Below are 15,867 nucleotides of genomic sequence, written 5' to 3'. Positions count from 1 at the left end.
AGCACAGCTCCCATCACGCTCACTCGTCGGTGCGGTTATACCGCAGTCCGGGGCGTTGTTTTTTTCGGTGCGGCAGGTTTTCCGTATGACAAAGGGCCAGAACATGGCAGCAAGACACTTTCTGACATTGAACGACTTGGCATCCGGCGAGCTGGAAAGCCTGCTGGATCATGCCAGCAAACTGCGCACAGAGTGGCGTAGCGGCGTCACCCGGGACACCCTGAAAAACCGGGTTCTGGCCATGATTTTCGAAAAGTCATCAACCCGAACCCGGGTTTCCTTTGAAGCGGGCATGACACAGCTTGGCGGCGCGGCCCTGTTCCTGTCACCCCGTGACACCCAACTGGGCCGTGGCGAACCCATCGAGGATTCTGCCGTGGTGATCTCCAGCATGGTCGATGCCGTCATGATCCGCACCTTTGCCCATGACACCGTGGAGCGGTTTGCCGCCGCATCGCGGGTTCCGGTCATCAATGCCCTGACAGACGATTTCCATCCCTGCCAGTTGCTGGCCGACATGCAGACCTACCGTGAGCATCGCGGCAGCATTCGCGGCGCCACCGTGACCTGGGTGGGCGATGGCAACAACATGTGCCACTCCTACATCAACGCAGCGACGCAGTTCGGCTTCAACCTTCGGGTGGCCTGCCCCGAAGGCTACGAGCCCAGTGACGCGCTGGTGCAGGAGCACGGTGACCGGGTAACGATCGTTCGTGATCCGGCCGAAGCGGCCCGTGGCGCACATCTTCTGGTCACCGATGTCTGGGCGTCCATGGGGCAGGAAGACGAACAGAAAGCCCGCGAAAAAGCCTTCCGCGGTTATCAGATCAACCCCGGGCTTTTGGCCGTGGCCGACAAGGACGCCTTGTTCATGCATTGTTTGCCGGCCCATCGTGGCGAAGAGATTTCCGTCGATATGATGGAGCACCCCAGCTCTGTGGTCTGGGACGAGGCCGAAAATCGCCTGCATGCCCAGAAGGCACTGCTTGAGTTCCTGATTCTCAATAAGCTGGACTGATCCCATGAACCCACACGTGCCCCCAACCACTGACTGGCTGCTGGAAGTCAACAACCTGTCCTGCGGCTACGGTGATGGCTCGGTCATCAAGGACGTCAGCTTCGCCCTGAGCCACGGGGATATCGGTTGTCTTCTGGGCCCCAGTGGTTGTGGCAAAAGCACGGTATTGCGGTCGCTGGCCGGCTTTCTGCCACTCAATGGTGGCGAAATCAGCCTGCAGTCCCAGTCGATCAGCCTGCCGGGACGCACCCTCGCGCCGGAAAAGCGGCGGATTGGCATGGTGTTTCAGGATTATGCGCTGTTTCCCCACCTGACCATCGCTGACAACGTGGGCTTCGGCCTGCACAGGGAAAGCCGTCAGGAACGGCGGCAGAAAGTGATGGAACTGCTTACCCTGGTGCATCTGCAGGATCTGGCAGACAACTACCCCCACGAACTGTCCGGTGGTCAGCAACAACGGGTCGCTCTGGCCCGGGCGCTGGCTCCCGAACCAACGCTGATCCTGCTGGATGAGCCTTTTTCCAACCTGGACACAGATCTGCGCCGCCGGCTCAGCCTGGATGTGCGAGAGATTCTCAAGACCCTGGGTATCAGTGCCATTCTTGTGACCCACGATCAGCAGGAAGCGTTCGCCATGTGTGACCAGGTGGCGGTGCTCAAGGACGGCCGCATCCAGCAGTGGGATGTGCCCTACAATCTCTACCACGAGCCCGCCAACCGATTTGTTGCCAGCTTTGTGGGCCAGGGCGGCTTTATCCCGGGCAAGACCCTGGGACCGGACACCATCGAATCGGAGCTCGGAACGATTCACGGCAACCGCGCCTACAACTGGACACCTGGCACCCTGGTAGACGTGCTGATCCGGCCGGACGACATTGTGTTTGACGCAGAGTCCGACCTGAGGCCCAAGGTGGTGGAAAAAACCTTTGCCGGCACCTCAACCCTGTACCGTTTCCGCTGCTCGGAAGACACCGAGTTTGAAGCCCTGTTCCGCAGCCACCTGGATTTCCATCTTGGTGAGCACGTGCCGGTGCGGGTCGAAGCTGACCACCTGATCGCCTTCGAACGCGCCGGCTGAGCCGACGCTCAGTTGTTGCAGACCCGCTCCACCGCATCCAGCCAACCGGCGTATAACGACTCCCTCAGCGCCGGCTTCATGTCCGGGGTGAAGCGCCGCTCACGCTCCCACAATCCCGAGATCTCTTCCAGGCTCTGGAACACGCCGGTTTGCAGGCCCGCCAGGTAGGCTGCGCCCAATGCTGTGGTTTCCGTCACCCTGGGACGGTCAACGGTCACGTTCACGATGTCCGCCAGAAACTGCATGACCCAGTCATTCACTGCCATGCCGCCATCCACCCTCAAGGCCTGCAGCCTCGCTCCATCATTCTGGACGGCCCGAATCAGATCTTTAGTCTGGTAGCACACCGACTGCAATCCGGCGGTTACGATTTCCGCTATCCCGGTATCTCGGGTCAGCCCCATGATGGCACCGCGGGCGTGGGGGTCCCAGTGCGGAGCACCCAGTCCGGTGAACGCCGGCACCAGATACACCGGATTGTCCACGCCAACCTTCTCGGCATGGGCGGTGGATTCGCTGGCGTGCCGGATCAGCCGCAAACCGTCCCGTAACCACTGCATTGCGGCCCCCGCCACGAAAATACTGCCTTCCATGGCGTAACAGGGTTTACCTTTCAGGCGATAGGCCATGGTGGTCAGCAGCCGGTTTTCCGACCGCAGTGCCTGATCTCCGGTATTGAGCATCAGAAAGCAGCCGGTGCCGTAGGTGCTTTTTGCCATACCCGGCTCGAAACAGGCCTGACCAATCAGCGCCGCGTGCTGGTCACCGGCAATACCGGCCACCGGCACAGGCGCCCCCAACCATTGAGCATCGGTATAACCAAAATCAGCGGCACAGTCCATGACGTCGGGAAGCAGCGCCCTCGGCACCCTGAACAGGGCCAGGAGCTCGTCGTCCCACTGCTGCTGGTGGATATTGAATAGCGCCGTGCGGGAAGCGTTGGTGGCGTCGGTCAAATGAGACTGACCGCCGGTGAGATTCCACAACAGCCAGCTGTCAATCGTGCCGAACGCAAGCTCGCCGGCTTCCGCCCGGGCTCTCGCGCCGTCCGTGTTGTCCAGTATCCAGGCGATCTTGGTGGCGGAGAAATAGGGGTCGATCAGCAGGCCGGTGCGCTCGACCACCGCGTCTTCGTGGCCATCGGTCTTCAGCTTGGTGCACACCGAAGCGGTACGGCGATCCTGCCAGACGATGGCGTGGTGGATGGGCGCACCGGAGGCCCTGTCCCAGATCACCGTGGTCTCACGCTGGTTGGTGATACCGATGCCGGCCAGACGAGCCGCATCGACCTGCGCTTCTTCCAGGGCCTCACGGCAGACCGCCAGCGTGCTCTCCCAGATTTCAACGGCATCATGCTCCACCCAGCCGTCACGGGGGAAATATTGGTGAAATTCCTGCTGGGCGACCGCCACGCTGTTCCCACTCCCATCGAATACGATGGCGCGGGAGCTGGTGGTTCCCTGGTCTATGGCAAGGATGAAATCGGGCATGATGGTGAAAACTCCGTTGTTTTTTTGTGATTCTAACAGCGGAGAATGTTGGGGGTCTGGATGGACTGCAAAAAAGCATAAAAAAAGGGCCGGAAAAACCGGCCCTCAAATGACGAATGAAACAAGGAAAGTTCGTAAGAACTACAACCTCAAAAGTCATCCCTTACGCTTTGAATTATGCTCAACCCCACTGAGGCATTCAGTTGCGGTTGTGTATGTCGATTGTTACATCAGGTGAGGTAGTGAGCACTGGTTCACACTATGGCGTCTTCCGGTTTTTTACGGGGCCACACCAGACTGAAGCGGGCACCGCCGAGAGTCTCACTGCGACTGACAAAGGCTTGCCCACCATGCCAGTAAAGAATCCGCCTGACGATCGACAAGCCAAGGCCATAGCCACCCGATGTACGGGTGCGGCTGTCATCCAGCCTGGCAAACGCCGTGAACACTTTCTCCCAGTCCTCTTCCGGAATGCCTGGGCCATCATCTTCCACATCAACGCGGCAATTGTCCTCGTCGAACTGGCAGTTCACCACCACCCGGGTGTTGGCGTAGCGGCCCGCATTGCCCACCAGATTCTGGATAGCCCGGTGTATGTAGCGGGGCTCCACATCAGACAACCCCCAGCGTTCCGATTCACTGTCGATATGGGCTGTAAACTCCAGCTCGGGGCGCACCAGTTGCTGCTCACCCATGACCTGCCGAACGATATCCGTGACCGAGGTCTCCTGCAGGGCAAACACCGGCCCCCCCTGCTCCAGCCGGGCATAGGTCAGTATCTCGTCGATCAGCTCGTCGAGCTCCTGGATATCGCCGTCAATGCCATCGAGTTGTTTCTGCAGGGCTTCCGGGGTGGTCGCGCTTTCGATCATCTGGACACCGAAGCGGATTCGGGCCACCGGCGTTCTCAACTCATGGGAAACCGCGTGGATCATTTCCCGCTGCACGCCCACCAGCCGCTGGATATGTTCCGCCATACCGTTAAAAGCCGCGGCCAGTCGGGTGACCAGCTTGCTGTCGCCCGCTTCTACCCTTGCGCCCATTTCCCCCCGGGCAATGCGTACCGCCACCGACTCCACCGCCCGCAGGTTACTGTCCACCTCTCGCAGCGCCAGGTAGAGCGCTAACGCCAGCACGCCGCCACTCACCACCAGGAGCAGCAGCACAACCGGCCACGCCCAGCTCCGGAAAGGCTCCGGCATCGTCAGTTTCACCAGGGATCCGTCATTGAGCCGAATCAGCACACTGGCGCTGTCTCCCGCATCCTGCTGGTACAACGACAACCCACGCTCCGAGACACGATTCAACACCTCAGCGTCCGGAACGGTATCCGGGTCCTGCACCATCTCCAGCGACACGCCCAGTGACGCCTCCAGTTGCACCCGGGCCGGCTCCTGACCACCCTCACCTAACCTTTCCGCGTCATCAAGATGCCAGCGGGCTATCAGCGCCGTGGCTTCCGCGACGTCCCGGTAGGTATCACGAAACCGGATGTCCAGAATGGCGCCGTCCGTCCGCTGAATCAGGAGCTGGTGTCCGATGGCCGAATTCCGCGCCACCACCTGACCGTACCCCAGGCGCTCCCGCACGACCGGGGACAGAGCAAGGTCTTCCGGTGAAGAAACGCGAAAATCGTAGAGGGAGGTGAGCCAGTGATAATGTTGCTCGGGTGCGGGCGCAGAGGCCAGCCAGCGCATCAGTGGTTCCGGATACCGCTCGCTCCAGAATTGCTCCCGCACCGAATTGATGCCGGTGAACAGGGCGGCACAGAGCAGCATAACCAGAAAGGTCAGGCCGATCAGGCGAAGGTACAGCTTGAGGAAGAACTTGAAGGGCATTGCACTAACCCTGGCAACGAACGCTGGCCCTACCTTCATCGCAGGAAAGCCAGCGCCAGAGGCTGATGGTTCAGGCTTCTTTCACAAACAGGTAGCCTTTGCTGCGAACCGTCTTGATGCGCCGGGGATGAATCGGATCGTCACCGATCTTGGGACGGATGCGAGACACACGGACATCAATGGAGCGGTCCTGCCCGTCGTACTCGATGCCGCGCAAGGCAGTGAAGATTTCCTCGCGGCTGAGCACGCGCCCGGCATTGCTGGCCAGCAGCCAGAGCAGATCGAATTCCGCACTGGTGAGATCGATACTCTGATCGTTCAGCCAGGCTTCCCGCATCGACCGGTCCACCACCAGATCGTTGAACTGCAATCGGACGGGTTCCTCGCCGTTGGCAGCATCCCCATCGCCCTGGGATCCTTCGGTGATACGCCGAAGCATGGCACGGATGCGGGCCAGGAGCACCCGCGGCTTGACCGGCTTGCCGATGTAATCATCCGCGCCCATCTCCAGGCCGAGCACCTGGTCCAGGTCATCGGTGCGAGCGGTCAGCATGATGATGGGCCCCTGGTAAAACGGCCTTACCCGACGACAAATCGATAATCCATCCTCTCCGGGAAGCATGAGGTCAAGAACAACCAGGTCAGGCTGCTCGTTGCGAATGCGCTCGACTGCATGACCGCCGTGAGTTTCCAGAGACACGGTCAGACCGTTGCTCTCCAGATATTCCCGCGTCAGTTCCGCCAGCCGTTCATCATCCTCTACAATGAGAATTCGCCAACTTTCGTTTGTTTGTTCCACGCCGTCCATCTCTGGTTTTGTTATTCCGGTTTCAGAAGAAGCATTCCGCCTCTGACAATACAGGCAACCTGCTGTTACAGCAATTATACATGCTATTCAGAAATATACATGGAACGGTCATTCCGTTACAGCCTGTGACACAGTTCCGAATCCCGATTCCGGGGAGCTCACTGTCACAGAGTCGTCACCGCAGAGTCATTCCCCTGTCACACCGGGTTCATAGCCTTGTCTGTAAACGGCAACAATGAGACGAGCTCATGAGTGCACACTCCGTTCCAGTAACGCGCCCGGCCCGCAAGCTGAAAGCCGGCATCACCAACCACCCGGCAACCGTCGAGGCGGCACAGCGCCTGCGCTACCGGGTGTTTTCCGAGGAATATGGCTCGGACCTCGGCGCCGACATTCCCGGCATCGACGCGGACAGTTTCGACCGTCACTGCGACCATCTGGTCGTAACAGACGAGACCACCGGTGAACTGGTGGCCACCACACGGATTCTCCATCAGGAAAAGATGCCGGCCGCCGGCGGCTTCTACTCAGAGGGTGAGTTCGAGCTCGGCGCCTTCCACCAGCTGGAGGGAAATGTCGCCGAACTGGGGCGCACCTGTGTCCATCCGGCATACCGCAACGGCGCCACCATAACGTTACTGTGGGCATCACTGGCCGAATACATGGTGAAGCACAACGTCAGATACCTGATTGGCTGTGCCAGCATCAGCATGGCCGACGGCGGTGCCAAAGCATGGAATATCGCCCGTTACCTGCAACGCGAATTCATGGCCGATGAGGCCTTTCGCGTCACGCCGCTGCGGGAACTGCCCCACCTGGCCCACCCGGTCTCTGGCGATAAGCCGGTTGACGTGCCGGCACTGATCAAGGCGTACATGCGACTGGGCGCACGGGTCTGCGGCGCGCCCTGCTGGGACCCGGATTTCCGCTGCGCCGATGTGCTGGTGGTGCTGGAGGTAAGCCGGTTGGCAGCACGATACAGCCGGCATTTCCTGGGCCGGGTCTGACTCCGGAAACACGCTAAGCAGAGGACCTGAAGATGAGCACACTTCGTCTCGGATGGCGGCTGACACTGTTTTCCGGCTTTCTTGTGGCCACCGGCCTGATCGCAACGGTGTGCCTGCTGACTGAGGCCGTGTCTCGCCGCCGCCTCAATCGCGCCCCTATTGCCCGTTTCTGTTTTGACGGTGCCACTCGCTGCCTGGGCTTCCGCCTGAAGGTGGAGGGCGAACCGGCAGACGCGACGGTGCTGTATGTGAGTAACCACGTTTCCTGGTCAGACATACCCATACTCGGAGGTCGCGTGCCTTTGCGCTTCCTGTCCAAGGCCGAGGTGGGAACATGGCCCATCATTGGCTGGCTTGCAAGCCAGGCGGGCACTCTGTTCATCGTCCGGGGTGGTGGTCGCGCAGGCGCGGCGCGGACAGACATCGCGTCAGCACTGGCCGCCGGGCAATCGGTCCTGGTGTTCCCTGAGGGTACCACCACCAGCGGCCTTACCGTGCTGCCCTTCCATAGCCGACTGCTGCACGCCGCCGCCGACGCCGGAGTGGACATCCAGCCCATCAGCATTGCCTACACGCGCAACGGCCAACCGGATCACCTGGTGCCGTTTATCGGCGAGGACGAGTTTCAGCAACACCTGCCCCGGCTGTTGAGGCGACCGGCGGTGGACGTGACGGTGAGATTTCACCCACCACGGACGGTTTACGCCGACCTGGCGTGGAACGATCTGGCAGCAGAGCTGAGGGACACGGTTGCACAGGGCGTGCAACAGATCTATCAGGAACAGGACAGCAGGCTCAATACAACGGCCGGCCCTGAGCGACTTCGTCCTCGGTGGCTTCGCGCTTACCGACGATCTCCAGATCGAAGTAAAGCGTGAAACCGGCCAGCGGGTGGTTGGCATCCACCTTCACCAGGTTGCCATCCATGCCCACCACCTGGACAACCGAGGCAGTGTCACCGGTATTGGTCTGGAACTTCATACCCACTTGCAAATCCTCGATGCCTTCGAACATCGAACGGGGTACCTTGCGAATCAGTTCGGGGTTGTGTTCTCCGTATGCCATGGACGGCGGCACGGTGACCTCCAGGCAGTCCCCCACGTTACGGTCCTTTACTGCTTCCTGAATGCCGGCAATGATCGCCGGGCTGCCATACAGGAAGTGCAGCGGCTCGCTGCCCTCCGAGGTATCGACCAGCTCGCCGATCTTGTTCTTCAGGACATAATGGACGGTAAACACGTCTGGTTTTTGCATCAGGTTTCCTGGTTTCCTGTATCCGGTTGGGTGTCAGTTTTGCGCAGGCCGTGGATCACCAACCGCTGATCAAGCTTTGCTTTCAGACCACCGGGATGGGTCAAGCCCATCCGCTCCAGAAACGAAGCGTATCGACCCTCCTCGTCTTTCTCGCGGAGTGCCTGCCACAGGGTGGACAGTTTACCACGCCGGGTTGCGGTTGCGGTCTTCAGGGCCTTGAGGGCCTTGCCCAAGGTCAGCTCCTCATCGGTAAAGTCACAACCGAAAGGAAATGCCGGGAACGCATCGCGGTCACCGGCCGCCCCGAGGGCTTCGCGCACGGCTTCCGGAGTATTGTTGCACCAGTGGGCCGGCAGCCTGAAATCCCGGGATACCTTGCCCGCCTTCTTGGCCTGCTCCAGCAGCTCCGGCTGGAAGCGGGAATCGGCGATACGAATCAGCCGCAGGTACACCTGTTCGTCGGGCTGGCCGCGGAGGTCCGCGATGCCGTATTCGGTGATGACAATGTCCCGCAGGTGTCGGGGGATCGTGCAGTGGCCGTAATTGAACACAATATTCGACACCGCCTTACCGCCGGACACGCGACGACTGCGGAGAGTCAGGATGGATCGTGCGCCCGGCAGCTCATGGGCCATGGCAACGAAGTTGTATTGCCCACCGACGCCACTGACCACGCGGCCGTCGTCCAGGCCGTCGGAAACGGCGGCGCCGCTGAGGGTATACATCATGGCCGAGTTGATAAACCGGCCGTGCACCCGCTGGGCAGCTTTCAGGCGCTGGTTGCCGAATTCATGATCGTAGAGGTGATTGATGTAATTCACACTGGTCATGCAGATACGGTCGCGATCCTTCGCAGGGAGTTCCCGCAACGCCTGATAGAATTTTTCCGGCCCGACATAGAAACCGCCGTGCATGACGATGCCACCGGTCAGCCGATCGCCCAGCGCCAGCACCCGAATGGCCTCCCTGGATTCGTCGTTGGCCAGATCCGTGTCGAGGGATTGCTCGCCCACCGTCAGACGACCACCCTTGAATTCCACATCGGCCTTGAAGATACCCAGACGACTCAGCCAGCGCACGTCCCGGGCCCGCAATGGCGAGTCAATCAGTTTCTCGCGGTGCAGCACATCGAGGGTATCCAGGGTGACACGTTGGGTAATCTCGCCCCGGTTGATCAACCCCTGCAAGCCGGCGTGATCATAGACTTCCCGGGTCAGTACGCCCGCTTCCAACAGGTAGTAGAAGCCGTCAACCATCATCTCACTGCAGCCGTACAGTCCTTTACTGAACGGCTCCGCACCACCCTCGGTGGTCACCAGCGGGAAGTTTTCCGCCACATTGAGGTGATTGAACACCGATTTCCAGCTCGCGTTGTGCCTGTGCCGCAGGATCGTGCTGTGAACCAGTGCCGCGCCCAGCGAGCCGATCCCCACCTGCAGGGTGCCACCGTCTTTGAGCAGAGCGCTGGCGTAAAATCCGATCAGGTGATCCTCAGGGCTGATAGCCATCTGCGGTGCCGAGAATAACGGGTAATCCGACGCCCGATGCTCCAGCACAATATCAAATCGCTGATCCGCAATCGCCGCATGCTGGCCCATGAACGGCATCTGCCCGTTGAGTTCCGCTACCATCGCCACGGGGGTGCCCTCCGCCTCACGCTGGCGCATCAGTGGCAGCAGGTCCAGCGACAAATCCGGGTTCGAGCTGAGGCTGACCTGGCCGGGCTGGCCATGCTCGGCACCGGGCGACACCATCTGGCCAACGACGTTGACACCCAGGGCCATCAGATCCCGCACCGCATGGGTGTAGTTGGTGCAGACGTAGTTGCGTTGCTGTTCGGTATTATTCAGGTAGGAGCCTGCCTTGAAGAAAAACTCAGACACCTTGACGTTGTCGGGCAACCGGTTGGCACTGACATCCCGGGCGTAGGTCAACTCGGGAATCCGGCCATAAAGTCGCTCGGTGAACGGCCCCATGAAGCGCTTTTCGAGAGAGGAGGCACCCAATGGAGCAAGCAGGGACAGCGCGGTCACAATGTGAAGGTTGATGGTGGGATCGTCTTTGGCACGCTGGTACAACGCATTCACGAAGCGAACCGGCTTACCAAGCCCCAGGGGCAACCCGAGAGTGATGCTCTTGCCGACCCGCTCTATGACGGCGTCCACACAGGCTTGGGTATCACTCAGGCGAAGCGGCGCATCTGCGGCCATATCCTTACTCCTTTTTAACCTTCAATGAGGGTTCCGGAGGGGATGATCACATGACGGGTCACGACAGGCAATGCGCCAGATCAGGCCGGGGTCAGAAATTCCACTTGAGGTTCAGCGCGGCACCTTCATCAAGCAGGGCCACACCGTGGTCGGGGCGGGCGGGATCGGAAGCGTAGCGTTTCTTGCCCTGATAGGAACGGACCAGACCAAGACTCAGCAGGCGAGAGCCGATTTCAGCGAAGGCTTCCCGGGCGTCTTCGTTATCGAAGTCGCCCGCCATCTGCTCCTGAAGCTGGTATACGTTTTCGGACGGCGCTTCATCGATGACAAGCTCGCCGGCTTCGGCGCGGACGACAAAGGCAACCATGTTGAGAGCAAGTAGCGCGACGAAAATTCGGATAATCATGAGACTTCTGACGACCTTTATTATTTGCGCGAAATTCTACGTTCGAGTAAGGCTTAAGTCTAATGATTGACGAACGGAAAGATGTGAATCTGCACACAATAAAGTCGACTTTTTGTCACCGGGGCGGCGCATTTTTGTCAACAAATAGTTCCCTTTGTTTCACTGTGTTATGCACCCGGGCAGCCGAAGCCTGCGCCACCGCCGCACCAGTCGCCAACGGCTGACGCGGCAACACGTCTGCGACCGATTTTCACGTCATGGGCAGGGGAACGTGAAGTCGCAATGAATGGTCTCAATTGCATGGATCGCATCCGTACCGAGGCTGACCCCAACCGAGCCGATATTCTCCTCCAGTTGCGGCAGCGTGGTCGCACCAATGATGTTGCTGGTGACGAACGCCCGGCTGTTCACCCATGCCAATGCCAGCTGAGCCGGCGATAACCCGAGCTCGCGGGCAAGTTCGGCATAGGCCCGGGTTGCCGCCTCACCCTGCCCGCCACTGTAACGGCTGAAACGCTCGTATAGCGTCAGCCGGCCTTTCGCCGGCCGCTGGCCGTCCAGATACTTTCCGGTCAACATGCCGAAGGCGAGCGGCGAGTAGGCCAGCAAGCCCGCCTGCTCGCGGTGGGAGACCTCGGCCATGCCCACCTCGTAGGAGCGGTTGAGCAGATTGTAGGGATTCTGGATGCTCACCGGGCGCGGCCAGTCTTTCTCCCGAGACAGCCTGAAGTATTCCATGGAACCCCACGGGGTCTCGTTGGAGAGCCCGATGTGCCGCACCTTGCCTTCCCTGACCAGCTCATCCAGAGCCGCCAGGGTCTCTTCAATCGGCGTTGACTGTTCGTCGGGATCGTGCGCGTAACTCAGCTGGCCAAAAAAATTGGTGCTCCGGTCCGGCCAGTGCACCTGGTAAAGATCGATGTAGTCCGTTTGCAGCCGTCTCAGGCTCTGCTCACAGGCCTGGCGAATGTGATCACGAGTCAGGCGGGGACCGTTGCGCAGGTAGGACAAGCCGTTGCCGGGTCCTGCCACCTTGGAGGCGATGACCAGATCGCTCCGACACCCCCGCTTTGCCAGCCAGTTGCCCAGATATTGTTCGGTCAGACCCTGGGTTTCTGCCCGCGGTGGCACCGGATAAACGCGGTATGGCTAAGAAAAGCAGCTCCAAAAACACAAAGTGATTTTATGTCATTGTTTTTTAATACCTAAAACAATCAGATTACTGTTTTAGAATACATCTCAGAGCAAATCTGTATTTTTAGCGCTATTTTTTCTGCAATTTAGGCCATTAAAAGACATTTTCGAGAGCTCTTACGACGCGCGTCGTTCAACAAAGGATAATACTCCAATGAACACCGCGACTAAGGAAACCGAACCGATCCTGCCCATTCAAGCAATGGCAAACTAACTGATCGCTGGTGAACCGCACAAAACTCTCCACATTACTTACCGTCATCAGGTATCAAGTCTTTCGGCGAGCACTTCAAGCAACGAGCAAGCATGTAGATTTTTTCGATCGTGATGTTTACCTCCCCCCTCTCAACCCTTCCCACATAGCTCCTATCTATCCCCGATTCGTGCGCTAACCGCTCCTGGGAGAGCCCTTTTGATTTTCGAATTGCACGTAGATTCCGTCCAAACGCCACACAAACCGGTGAGCCCATTTCTTGCCCTCACAAAAGGCAAGACTATGGTTTCTTGAGGCGTGAGGGGCCACGGCATATACTACCCATTTTATAGGGTCGACCAGATCGACACACAGACCAACTGGGCCTTTGGATGGAAAATTTACAGTCATTGCAAGTCGATAAGACGCTGATCGAACTGTTGCGGAAGCAATCAAACGCTCCTTTCTCGACCACTGATCTTCGGGATCTGTATGTGCTTCAGATTTCAGAAGGTCAGCGACCAGGTCGCAACCAGCTCCGAAAATATATCTATAGAGAACTATTGCGACTGGAATCAGCCAAGCTGATTGAAAGACACCACGGATCAACCGGCCGCGGGTGCAAATTCATTTTCTGCCCAGAGCGTTCAAATGTTCAGCTTGAGGATAGGCCGTCGCCGTTTGAAAGCCGTGATCATGATACTGAGTCGACGATGGATGGAGAAACGCAGCGGGCCCTGCAAGAAGAGCTTTCCCAAAGAAGAGTTGAACTTGTCGCCAGCATTGGGGAAGCGGAGGAATATCAACGTCTCTATAACAAATACCCCGCGCTTCGAAGCGCTGTGAAGGAGCAATATGTGGAGTCGCGGGAGAGAAGCACGAAACTTCTTGGGCAACTTCGCGCGGTTGAGTCTGTGATCACCAAGATTGGCCTTCCCTCATGATGAAACTCCGCGCTTGGCAGAGCGAGTGCATTGCTCAGGCCCTGTTATCCTTTGAGCGTCAATCCCATTTCCTGTGCCATGCAACACCAGCAGCTGGAAAAACCGTGATGGTCGCTTCTTTGGCCAAGGCACTGTTTGAGCAAGACAAGATTGATTTTGTTGTATGTTTTTCCCCTTCGCGAGCGATATCCCAAGGCGTTGCCACAACTTTCAGCCAGATTCTTGGAAGAACTTTTAATGGGCAAATTGGTGCTGCCGGCGGGTCGTATACTTACCAGTCGATGGCTACGCTACCTAAGGATCTTTGGCGCGTTTTGAACGATCACCGAGTGCTTGTAGTCTTGGACGAGATTCATCATTGCTCCGGGAGTTACTCAGACAATTTGGCGCTTGGTAACAGTTGGGGGCGAACCATACTAGACCGGATTCAGGGTCATGCGTCCTTTACCATCGCATTATCTGGAACACCCTGGAGGACAGACGATACACCTATAGTGTTGGCTCGATACTCCCAGCCTGACGGCGAGCTCCATTGCGACTATGAATATGGCCTCAGGCGAGCTGTTGCAGATGGCGTATGCCGAGCCCCAAAGGTCGTGCTCACCGACAACCGAGAAATCCACCTGAAATCTTCTGAAATCGGCCTTAAAACCTATTCGAGCATCCGTGAAACCATCAAGCACGGCCATATTTCTTATCCCGACTTTCTTTTTCGAGATGAGGTAATCGACCACACACTTTCGGAAGCATCAGACAAACTATCTGAGATTCGACATCGAACCCCCAACGCCGGCGGTTTAGTTGTCGCGGCGACCGTCGCGCATGCAGAGCATATTGCGACCAGACTTGCGGCGCTGGGTGAAAGGTCAGTTGTCGTCAGTTGTCGAACACCAGACGCCCACCAAATAATCAATGATTTCAGGGTCTCCAAAGACCGCTGGATTATTTCGGTGGGCATGATTAGCGAAGGAACGGATATTCCGAGGCTTCAAGTATGCTGCCACCTCAGCAGAATCCGAACGGAACTTCATTTTCGGCAAGTTCTTGGAAGAATTTTGCGACGCCATGCCGGCGAACCCTCAGAGGTTGGTGGCTGGTTTTATGTCCTTGCAGAACCGGCACTTACTGAGTTCGCTCGGAGAATTGGTGAAGATCTTCCGGAACAAGATGTGGTTTCGTTTTCCCCCAAAACGTCGAAGAAGAACCTTGGCAGCTCTGAGAAGAGCATGGTTATCATCAGTGGTGGCGAGTCTTCGGCGTGGGATCTTAGTTTTGGTGCCGAATACGCACTGGGTCATGAGGCAAAGCTGGCCGAATCAAGAAGCTCAGCCGATTTTTCTATGAGCAACCATTATTGGAGTGAGATTTTGTCTCTATTCGATAATAAAGTGATGTGACTTGTGACTTCTTACACAGCACTTTTGGGTTAATGCAATTAGCCTATCCATGAGTTTCTTGGTTAGGATGACCATAGGGCTCACCGCCGGCATGGATGCCAGGCGAGCGCGACACCTGCATAGTGGTGTGACTGCCAGGGAGAGGCCTGGCTTCGTTCTGCTTCCTACATCTTTGTACTTATGGGCACCCAGCGTGTTTCACTGGTGTCCGAAGCACTACAAGGAACCTCGCCAGAGGTATCGCTTCCAAGATGTGCGATGGAGGTCAGTCATCCTCACCTTTGCTTTCGAGCGCAATAATTCTTTTCATCAACTCTTCATACGTCGAGTTTTCTCGGAGTTGTTTTACCTCAGCTTCAAGCGCGATTGCTTGTCTCTCAAACTGATAACGAGCTTCCTGAGATTGCTTTAGCTCTGACGCTGATTCGTGGAGCTGGTGCGTGGTGTCTGTCAGTCTTTGCTCTAGCTCTTCAATGATGGTCTTCGCATCCTGTGACCTGCCCCCAACTTTCTAATCCATTCTGATCTTAGTAATGTTCATCACCAGAGAGGACGATGAACATGAAGAAGCGATTCACCGAAGAACAGATCATTCCCATTCTGAAGGAAGCCGAGGCTGGCCTGCCGGTCAAAGAGCTGTGCCGCAAGTACAACATCTCGGACGCAACCTTCTACACCTGGCGTAAGAAATACGGTGGTTTGGAGGTCTCTGAGGCCCGTCGTTTGAAGGCCCTGGAGGAAGAGAACGCCCGGCTCAAGAAACTGCTGGCCGAGTCCATGCTGGACACAGAAGCTCTGAAGGCGGCTCTCAACCGAAAGTACTGACCGTCGGGAACAAGCGCGAGGCTGTGCGTACCATGCTGTCGGAGACGACGATATCCGAGCGCAAAGCCTGTTCACTCGTCGGGTTATCCCGCGCAACGATGCGGTATCAGTCTCAGCGTTCTCCAGAGTGCGTAAACCGCTGAAGGTTGCCACCCATTCCACGTGAAGCCTGCCACCCGGACCGGAGCAAGGCTGCCACCCATCG

Annotated in this window: 13 protein-coding genes and 2 pseudogenes; 7 read left to right on the top strand and 8 right to left on the bottom strand. The window is 57.9% G+C overall.

The window, feature by feature from the left end; translation table 11 throughout:
• The first annotated feature begins 103 nt into the window (after positions 1-103).
• Complete coding sequence (gene argF, locus MLC70_RS06635; protein WP_248182434.1) at positions 104-1,018, top strand: ornithine carbamoyltransferase; 915 nt, start codon at positions 104-106, stop codon at positions 1,016-1,018.
• Between the two features lie 4 nt (positions 1,019-1,022).
• Positions 1,023-2,096 carry an ABC transporter ATP-binding protein gene (locus tag MLC70_RS06630; RefSeq protein WP_248182433.1) on the top strand — a complete coding sequence of 358 codons (1,074 nt, stop codon included), beginning with the start codon at positions 1,023-1,025 and terminating at the stop codon, positions 2,094-2,096.
• 8 nt (positions 2,097-2,104) lie between these two features.
• Here MLC70_RS06630 and glpK read toward each other — a convergent pair whose 3' ends face one another.
• The 3 genes from glpK to MLC70_RS06615 all read right to left on the bottom strand — a co-directional run bounded on the left by glpK (position 2,105) and on the right by MLC70_RS06615 (position 6,232).
• Positions 2,105-3,586: a glycerol kinase GlpK gene (glpK, locus tag MLC70_RS06625; RefSeq protein ID WP_248182430.1), complete on the bottom strand. Its 1,482-nt coding sequence runs from the start codon at positions 3,584-3,586 to the stop codon at positions 2,105-2,107.
• Positions 3,587-3,840: 254 nt separating this feature from the next.
• Positions 3,841-5,424, bottom strand: coding sequence for an ATP-binding protein (locus MLC70_RS06620; protein ID WP_248182427.1), 1,584 nt, complete (start codon positions 5,422-5,424; stop codon positions 3,841-3,843).
• A 70-nt stretch (positions 5,425-5,494) separates the two neighbouring features.
• The gene (locus MLC70_RS06615) at positions 5,495-6,232 is read right to left on the bottom strand and encodes a response regulator (protein WP_248182426.1); all 738 of its coding nucleotides are present in this window, start codon (positions 6,230-6,232) and stop codon (positions 5,495-5,497) included.
• Between the two features lie 248 nt (positions 6,233-6,480).
• Here MLC70_RS06615 and MLC70_RS06610 point away from each other — a divergent pair, with 248 nt between their 5' ends.
• Positions 6,481-7,239 (top strand): GNAT family N-acetyltransferase, encoded by a 759-nt coding sequence (locus tag MLC70_RS06610; RefSeq protein WP_248182424.1) that lies wholly within the window; start codon positions 6,481-6,483, stop codon positions 7,237-7,239.
• 32 nt (positions 7,240-7,271) lie between these two features.
• The gene (locus MLC70_RS06605) at positions 7,272-8,117 is read left to right on the top strand and encodes a lysophospholipid acyltransferase family protein (RefSeq protein WP_248182423.1); all 846 of its coding nucleotides are present in this window, start codon (positions 7,272-7,274) and stop codon (positions 8,115-8,117) included.
• On the opposite strand, the gene MLC70_RS06600 is transcribed toward MLC70_RS06605, so the two are convergent.
• The 5 genes and pseudogenes from MLC70_RS06600 to MLC70_RS06580 all read right to left on the bottom strand — a co-directional run bounded on the left by MLC70_RS06600 (position 8,035) and on the right by MLC70_RS06580 (position 12,773).
• Positions 8,035-8,493, bottom strand: coding sequence for an FKBP-type peptidyl-prolyl cis-trans isomerase (locus MLC70_RS06600; protein WP_248182421.1), 459 nt, complete (start codon positions 8,491-8,493; stop codon positions 8,035-8,037). The two genes, MLC70_RS06605 and MLC70_RS06600, sit on opposite strands and share 83 nt — an antisense overlap.
• On the bottom strand, positions 8,493-10,703 hold the full coding sequence (locus tag MLC70_RS06595; RefSeq protein WP_248182419.1) for an acetyl-CoA hydrolase/transferase C-terminal domain-containing protein: 2,211 nt from the start codon (positions 10,701-10,703) through the stop codon (positions 8,493-8,495). Before MLC70_RS06595 ends, MLC70_RS06600 begins: the two co-directional genes overlap by 1 nt.
• A 91-nt stretch (positions 10,704-10,794) precedes the next feature.
• Complete coding sequence (locus tag MLC70_RS06590) at positions 10,795-11,109, bottom strand: hypothetical protein (protein WP_248182417.1); 315 nt, start codon at positions 11,107-11,109, stop codon at positions 10,795-10,797.
• A gap of 255 nt (positions 11,110-11,364) precedes the next feature.
• Positions 11,365-12,249 (bottom strand): annotated as a pseudogene (locus MLC70_RS06585) (aldo/keto reductase); the annotation flags it as partial.
• 302 nt (positions 12,250-12,551) lie between these two features.
• Positions 12,552-12,773 (bottom strand): helix-turn-helix domain-containing protein, encoded by a 222-nt coding sequence (locus tag MLC70_RS06580; RefSeq protein WP_248182416.1) that lies wholly within the window; start codon positions 12,771-12,773, stop codon positions 12,552-12,554.
• A 115-nt stretch (positions 12,774-12,888) separates the two neighbouring features.
• Here MLC70_RS06580 and MLC70_RS06575 point away from each other — a divergent pair, with 115 nt between their 5' ends.
• The 3 genes and pseudogenes from MLC70_RS06575 to MLC70_RS06565 form a co-directional block, all read left to right on the top strand.
• A complete protein-coding gene (locus MLC70_RS06575) occupies positions 12,889-13,440 on the top strand; it encodes a hypothetical protein (RefSeq protein WP_248182414.1) in 552 nt (183 codons plus the stop codon).
• Complete coding sequence (locus MLC70_RS06570; RefSeq protein WP_248182413.1) at positions 13,437-14,837, top strand: DEAD/DEAH box helicase; 1,401 nt, start codon at positions 13,437-13,439, stop codon at positions 14,835-14,837. Before MLC70_RS06575 ends, MLC70_RS06570 begins: the two co-directional genes overlap by 4 nt.
• A 561-nt stretch (positions 14,838-15,398) precedes the next feature.
• A pseudogene (locus MLC70_RS06565) lies at positions 15,399-15,781 on the top strand (transposase); the annotation flags it as partial.
• Between the last annotated feature and the right edge of the window lie 86 nt (positions 15,782-15,867).

The organism is Marinobacter goseongensis (assembly GCF_023156235.1).
In the GTDB taxonomy this organism is placed as follows: domain Bacteria; phylum Pseudomonadota; class Gammaproteobacteria; order Pseudomonadales; family Oleiphilaceae; genus Marinobacter; species Marinobacter goseongensis.
The sequence above is the reverse complement of the archived record's forward strand: the minus strand, read 5'-3'. Positions and strand labels throughout refer to the sequence as shown.